Here is a 6,868-nt window from a genome sequence, read left to right on the forward strand (position 1 = left end):
GTAGCGAATAGTGAGTAGTCAGTAGTGGAAGTTGCGTTCGCCATGTTCGTTCCAGTTCTTCACTACTCACTACTCACTACTCACTACTCACTACTCACTGCCAAACTCACATCCACGATCTGCCCCGGCTGCAGCGGCGATGCTTCGTCTTCAGGCCGCGCCTCGACGAGGTAGACCAGCTTCTGCCGGGTCTCGAGCGAGAAAATCACCGGCGGCGTAAATTCGGGGTCGGGCGAGACATAGCTGACGCGCGCCGTCAGGCCGTCCGGGCAGCCGTCGCAGCGCACGTCGAGCAGGGCTCCGACCCGCACCGACGAAAACGCCGCCTGCGGAACGAACACCTTCAGTTTCACCGCGCCGTCGGGCAGCATTGAGATCACTGGGGCAGATGGCCCGGCAATATCGCCGGCGTCGCGGATGACATCGTCTATACGGCCGGGAGAGGGCGCTTCGAGCGCACGCTTGGAAAGCCGCCAGCGCGCCTGTTCGAGTTGCGCTTCGGCCTGTTTCACCTGGTATTCGGCCGCCCTGATCGTCTCCGCGCGAGCCGCCAGGCCGGCCACGGCCAGATTGGCCTCCGCCTGCCGGACCTCGGAATCGGCCAGTTCCGCCCTGGTGGAAGCCTCGTCGAACTGCGCCTGGGGCGCTATTCCGCGCTTGAAGAGATCCTGAGCCCGCGCCAGCACGCGCTTGGCTTCCGCCGCCTGCGCCTTGGCCGAGCGAACCGCTGCTTCCAGCACCGCGATCTCTTCCGGGCGCTTGCCGAGCCTGAGGTCGGCAAGCTGAGCCTGCGCCCTGGCCAGGCTGGCCTCGGCCTCGGCAACGGCGATCTCGGCGTCGCCGCTTTCCAGCTCCACGATCGTCTTTCCGGGCATTACCCGGTCGCCGCGGCGTACCGAAACCGTCTCCACCTGCGCCGTCTCGATCGGCGCCAGCAGCACGAACTCGCCCTCGACATAGCCGACGGCCAGCGGTGCCGCTGGCCCGCAGGCGGAAAACAGCGAAGCCGCGAGCGGGATGGCGCAGAGGAAGCTCATGATTTTGCGCCTTTGCGAGCGGCGATGATCGCCTCGAGATTGCTCTTGACGACGGAGATCACGGCCGCGGCTTCCGCAGGGCCGACGCCGGCCCAGCCCAAGCGCCGCATCACGGCCGGGCCAGCGATCCGGAAATAGACGACCTGCCCGATCATGGTGAAGACGGTGATCTTGGTGCGCTCGCTTTCCGGATCCTCGCCGGTCGCTTCCGCCCAGATCCGGCAGAGCCGGTTGTGGACCGGCTCGAACACGCCGTTATAGATGATGTCGAGCGCCTCGCTCGGCTGCGAGAGTTCGCGCAGCAGGAATTGCACGAATTCGCCGGCTTCCGGACGGGCCACGATAAAGCCGACCATTGCTTCGAGTACGGTGTTCAGCCGGTTATGCGCCGCTTCGGGGCCTTGTATCTCGCTCGGGTCTTCGGCCATGGCCGCGCCGGCAATGCCGCCGATCGTCTCGACGATGTGGTTGGCGCAGGCTGCCCGCAACCCTTCCTTGCCGCCGAAGTGATAGGCTATTGAGCCTATATTGGCTCTCGCAGCCGCCGCGATCTCGCGGGTCGAGGTGGCGTGGAAGCCTTGCCGGCCAAACAGCCGCAGCGCGGCATGGATCAGCGCGGCTCGGGTAAGCTCGGCCGAGGATGGCGGCGCTTTCAAGGACGTGAGATTTTCTGGTGCTTTGATCATGTGTACCTATTTATTCAATCGAATGATTAAAGTCAACGGCATCTTGCTCCGTCGCGCCGGGTGCGCTTTATTCTCGCGTCATGGCCAAGGAAATCGAACGCAAATTCCTGGTGACGAGCGACGACTGGCGCGGTCAAGCCGGCGCAAAGACGGCGATACGCCAGTTCTACCTCGCTGCGGTCAATGGCCGCTCGCTCAGGGTGCGCATACGCGACGGCAGTTCGGCGGTCCTGACGCTCAAATTCGGCGCCCACGGGCGCGAAAGGGACGAATTCGAATATCCGATACCTCTAGCCGATGCCGAGGAGATGCAGGAATTTGCCGTCGGGCTGGTGATCGAGAAGACGCGCCACGAAGTCCGGCACAATGGCTATGTCTATGAAGTGGATGTTTTTGCCGGCGCCTTGGCCGGCCTTGTCATTGCAGAACTTGAAACACCCGACGATATTCCGGTGGCAAAGCTTCCTTTGTGGCTCGGGCGCGAGGTCACGGGCGACAGCTCCTTCTACAACGCCTCGCTTGCCCGCAACGGCCTGCCGGTGGCGGCATGAGCTATCGCATCGAACCCAGCCTGCCCGTGACCGCCGAAGTGCGGCGCATCGCGGCCGACGAGATCGGCAAGGCGATCGGTGATCTCGCGGCCTCCCGCACCGAGCCCGAAAAGGGACTGCACGCGTGCCGAAAACGGCTCAAGAAACTTCGTGCCTTGTTCCGCCTCGTCCGGCCGGGCGACGAGCAGTTTTGTCAGACCGAAAACGGGCGCTACCGCGACATTGCGCGCAGTCTTGCCGGCGCGCGCGAGGACACCGCGCTCATCGAGACGGTCGACCGGCTGGTCAAGGCGTTTCCCGGCCAGACCTCCGCCGGAGAGCTTGATGCGGTGCGCTCCGCCCTCGTCGTCCGCCGCGACGCGCTTGTTCGGGAAAGAACCGGTCTGGAAGAAACCGTCAATGCTGCTGTCGAGGCTTGCGGGCAAGGCCGCGCGGCGCTCGCCGGCCTGATCCTGCCCGACGATCCGGAGGCCGCGGCCGATGTGCTCGCCGATGGCGCCGGGAAAACCCTGCGCCGGGCCCGGCGCGCGCTCGATACCGCGGGCAAGCGCGGGCAACCGGAGGACTTCCACGAATTGCGCAAATGCGTCAAGGCGCACTGGATGCATGTCTTGCTGCTGCATCGTTTCTGGCCGCGCCCGGTCAAGTCGCGTCGCAAGGCGCTCGATGCGCTTGGCGAGCGCCTTGGCGAATTGAACGATATTTTCGTCATGCGCCGGCTGGTCAAGTCGGACGGCGAAGCGCTCGGTTCGAAAGAGCAGCTAAAGCTCCTTGGCCAGCTTATGAAACGCAGCGAGAAAGCGCTCCGCAAGCAATGCCTTCGCGAGGCGGAACTTCTGTTCGGCGAAGCGCGAAAACCGATAGTCAGGAAGATCGCGGATCGCTATCAGGCCGGCGCCTCCGAGTCTCAGCCAGGAATCAACCAATGACGGAAGCCGCCGACACCCTGCTGGATCGGCTGGGCCGCTGGCTGGCGGGCCGGCTCCAGGAGGAATCTTCCGGTTACGAGCCCTACACGCCGTCCGATCCGCAGACGCTACGCCGCGCGCTGGAGCCCGGCGACATCCTGCTCATCGAGGGCAATCAGCGGATTTCAGCCACCATCAAATATCTCACCCAGTCGACCTGGTCGCATTCGGCGCTCTATGTCGGCGACGCTCTGCCCGAGCCCGAGGACGGTTCCGAGCGCCCGCGCCTGATCGAGGTTAATCTGGGCGAAGGCTGCGTGGCGGTGCCTTTGTCGAAATACCGCACCTACAACACCCGCATCTGCCGCGCCCGCGGCCTGACACCGGAAGATCGCGACCATGTCGTCGGCTTCATGGTCGCGCGGCTCGGGCTGAAATACGATCTGAAGAACATCTTCGACATGCTGCGCTTCTTCATGCCGGCGCCGCCGATCCCGGTGCGCTGGAGACGGCGCGCTCTGGCCTTCGGCTCGGGCGACCCGACCCGCGCCATCTGCTCGTCCATGATCGCCGAGGCTTATGAGGGCATTCGCTATCCGATCCTGCCCGAGATCACCCGCGCGCCCGGTCGTGCTTCGGCGCAGTCGACCTACATGCGCCAGGAGATCCTGCACATCCGCCACCACTCACTCTATACGCCGCGCGATTTCGACCTCTCGCCCTATTTCCAGATCGTCAAGCCGACGCTGGAATACGGCTTCGACTACAAGACGGTCACCTGGGCCGAACAGGAGAAGCTGGATGCGGTGCCGGAGAGCGGCGCCGCCTGAGCAGGTCACCCGGCGAGAGCTTGCTCGGGCTCGGCAGTGCCGGTTCCGATCTGACTGCGGCTGAGTGGCGGCGACAGCAGAAAACCCTGCAATTCCTGGCAGCCCATGGCAACCAGCGCATCGCGCTGCTGGACGGTTTCGACGCCCTCGGCAGTGACCTGGATGCCCAGCGCGGCGGCCAGATCGACGAGCGCCTTCACGATCGCCGTCGACTCGTCGGAGCTGCCGAGCTGGCGCACAAAGGAACGGTCGATCTTCAGCTTGTCGATCGAATAGCGCCGCAGATAATTTACCGACGAATAACCCGTGCCGAAATCGTCGAGCGCGATCCGCACGCCGCGGCCACGGAGTTCTTTCAGCACCGCCGTCGTTGCCGGCGTGTTCTCCAGAAGCACGCCTTCGGTGATCTCGAGCTGTATGCGGCGCGGCTCCACGCCCGCCGTTTCCATGATTGCGAACAGATCGGAAGCGAAATTCTCGTCGCGCAGTTGCAGCGGCGAGACGTTGACCGCCAGCCACGGCAGGTCGCTGGCCGCGGCGAAACTGCATGCCTCGCGTAACACCCAGCCGCCCAGCAGGCCGATCATGCCGCGCTCTTCCGCTATGCCGACGAAGTGCGAGGGCGACAGCGCGCCATGTACCGGATGGTCCCAGCGGATCAGCGCTTCCGCGCCGAGCACTGTTTCGCAATCCGCTCCGTAGATCGGCTGATAGAGCAGCTTGATCTGATCCCCGGTAGTGAGCGCCGTACGCAAATCGCTTTCGACCGTTCGCCGGCGCAGCAGCAGGTCGTCCATATCGCCTGCAAACACCTGATAGCGGCCGCGGCCGCCGCGCTTGGCCTCGTAAAGCGCGATGTCCGCCTTGCGCAGGAGATCGTCGGGGTCGGCGCCGAAATCCGGCGAAATTGCGATGCCGATGCTCGCGCCCACGAACACCTGGTCGTCGGCGAGCTGGAACGGCCGGCTCAGATCCCCCAGCAACTGCCCCGACACGTCTTCGGCCGTGCGTACATCCTTGATGCCGACCAGGATGATAGCGAACTCGTCGCCGCCGAGCCGCGCGACGGTATCCACCTCGCGCACGGCCTGGTCCAGCCGCAGCGCCGTCTGCCGCACCAGTTCGTCGCCGGCCGGATGGCCGAACGTATCGTTGACATGCTTGAAGCGGTCCAGATCGAGATAGAGCAGCGCGATCCTGTCCTTGTCGCGCTTCACCGCCACCAGAGCGCGCTTCAGCCGATCCTCGAACAGCGCGCGGTTGGGCAGTCCCGTCAGCGTGTCGTGGAACGCCAGATACTGCGCCTGGTCCTGGCTCCTCTGCAGTTGCGAGGAGGCCCGGCGCAGCCGCCGCAGCAGGAATACCAGCACGCCCATCGCCATGATCGCGCCGCCGATCAGGGCCGGGCTGGTCTTGCGGATCAGGGTCAGGCCGGGCCTGTCCTGCTGCCAGGCAATGTAGCCGAGCGCCGTTCCTTCCGCATTCTCGAACGGGATCGCGGCGCCGGCCTCCGGTCGGTCGGTCGCGAGGCGCGCGTCGGCAAGCTGGTACTGCTCGGCGATCTTGCCGATCACCTCGCCGTCCAGATATTTCACGGTGACGTGGAGATATTCGGAGCCGGGCTCCTGCGCGATCTGGTCGGTGCTCGGCACGATCGGCATGATGCTGAGAATGGTGGGTTGGCCGGCCACGACCGCCAGATCCGATACGATCAGTTTCGGGGTGGCCTCGTCCGACTCGGCCTTGGCTGCTTCCGCGAGAATCCGGCGCAGCCTCTCCACATAAGGTGCCAGCGCGCCTTGGTCCTCGCCGTATAGCGGAGGTTCAACTGTCTTGCCGTCATGCATCGCGTGTATCGGCGCGTCATACTCGTCGAGCACATAGATGCGATCGTGCCCGTAATATTCGTGCATCCATTCGCCGAGATTGTCGCGCATCCAGGGATCGTCGCGTTCCTTGGCCTTTACGACCGCGTCGTCCCAGACGGCTATGCTCTCCTGTTCGCGTTGTACGTTCTGGATTTGCTGGGCCAGGCCGTTGGCCACAAAGGTCTTCTGCTTTTTGAGAGCCTCGCCATCGGCCTGCTGGGTGGCGAAGAATCCGAAGCCCACAACCAGCGCCAGACATAAAAAACCCACGGCGAGGACCGTGGATGTGACTTGATGGGTCAGCTCGTTGTGCCGTGCTTGCAATGTCATCCAGATGGCGTCCGCGCTCGATTTGGCGCGCCATCCAAGCAACTCCGTCTTAATATCGCGTTATGCTGAAATATCAGGGCCGGCGGGACATTGCCGCGCCGGCCATGATCCTGGCGAATGTTCTTCAGATCTTCGCGGCGAGGGCCGCGAGCTGGTCGGCGCACTGGCCCCAGCCTTCGTGAAAGCCCATCTCCTCATGCGCCTTGCGATCCTCTACGGTCCAGTGGCGGGCCACCGCCGTGTAGCGTGTCTTGCCGCCTTCGTCCTCGAAGGTGATGATGCCCGTGAAGAACGGCTTTTCGGAAGGCACCCAGGCCTCGGTGTAGGCGTCGGTGAAGACGATCTTCTCGTTTTCGACGACTTCGAGATAGACGCCGAGGTTCGGGAATTCCTGCCCCTCGGGGCTGCGCATCACGACCTTGCTGCTTCCGCCGGTTCTGAGGTCGACTTCGACATGCGACAGCGTCCAGGGCAGTGGCGCGAACCACTGCTTCATCAGTTCCGGCTGCGTCCAGCATTTGAACAGCTTTTCGCGCGGCGCGTCGATCAGCCGGGTCAGCACGAGTTCGCGGTCATTCGCGGGAGCGGCGGTCTGGGCCGTGTCGGTCATGGTCTCTCTCCGTTGGTTGGGTGGTTCGACCTCTAGCATTACAGTTGC

The 6,868-nt window shown here is 64.1% G+C and carries 7 protein-coding genes; 3 read left to right on the top strand and 4 right to left on the bottom strand.

The window, feature by feature from the left end:
* Positions 1 to 83 precede the first annotated feature (83 nt).
* Both G6N73_RS21450 and G6N73_RS21455 read right to left on the bottom strand, forming a co-directional pair.
* Entirely contained in the window at positions 84 to 1,037 is a 954-nt protein-coding gene (locus G6N73_RS21450) for an HlyD family secretion protein (RefSeq protein ID WP_165031324.1), read from the bottom strand.
* Positions 1,034 to 1,723, bottom strand: a complete 690-nt coding sequence (locus G6N73_RS21455) for a CerR family C-terminal domain-containing protein (RefSeq protein WP_165031326.1) — start codon at positions 1,721 to 1,723, stop codon at positions 1,034 to 1,036. The genes G6N73_RS21450 and G6N73_RS21455 overlap by 4 nt, the downstream gene beginning before the upstream one ends.
* Positions 1,724 to 1,803: 80 nt before the next feature.
* Between G6N73_RS21455 and G6N73_RS21460 the strand changes: the two genes are divergently transcribed.
* From G6N73_RS21460 to G6N73_RS21470, 3 genes are read left to right on the top strand one after another with little or no spacing between them, the layout of a single operon-like run.
* Positions 1,804 to 2,274: a CYTH domain-containing protein gene (locus G6N73_RS21460; RefSeq protein ID WP_165031328.1), complete on the top strand. Its 471-nt coding sequence runs from the start codon at positions 1,804 to 1,806 to the stop codon at positions 2,272 to 2,274.
* On the top strand, positions 2,271 to 3,203 hold the full coding sequence (locus G6N73_RS21465) for a CHAD domain-containing protein (RefSeq protein WP_165031330.1): 933 nt from the start codon (positions 2,271 to 2,273) through the stop codon (positions 3,201 to 3,203). The genes G6N73_RS21460 and G6N73_RS21465 overlap by 4 nt, the downstream gene beginning before the upstream one ends.
* Entirely contained in the window at positions 3,200 to 4,012 is an 813-nt protein-coding gene (locus tag G6N73_RS21470) for a C40 family peptidase (RefSeq protein WP_165031332.1), read from the top strand. The genes G6N73_RS21465 and G6N73_RS21470 overlap by 4 nt, the downstream gene beginning before the upstream one ends.
* 5 nt (positions 4,013 to 4,017) lie before the next feature.
* Here G6N73_RS21470 and G6N73_RS21475 read toward each other — a convergent pair whose 3' ends face one another.
* Positions 4,018 to 6,210 carry a bifunctional diguanylate cyclase/phosphodiesterase gene (locus G6N73_RS21475; protein ID WP_165031334.1) on the bottom strand — a complete coding sequence of 731 codons (2,193 nt, stop codon included), beginning with the start codon at positions 6,208 to 6,210 and terminating at the stop codon, positions 4,018 to 4,020.
* Positions 6,211 to 6,334: 124 nt separating this feature from the next.
* The gene (locus tag G6N73_RS21480) at positions 6,335 to 6,820 is read right to left on the bottom strand and encodes an SRPBCC family protein (protein WP_165031336.1); all 486 of its coding nucleotides are present in this window, start codon (positions 6,818 to 6,820) and stop codon (positions 6,335 to 6,337) included.
* Positions 6,821 to 6,868: the final 48 nt, after the last annotated feature.

The sequence above is a fragment of the Allomesorhizobium camelthorni genome, assembly GCF_011045125.1.
Classification (GTDB): domain Bacteria; phylum Pseudomonadota; class Alphaproteobacteria; order Rhizobiales; family Rhizobiaceae; genus Allomesorhizobium; species Allomesorhizobium camelthorni.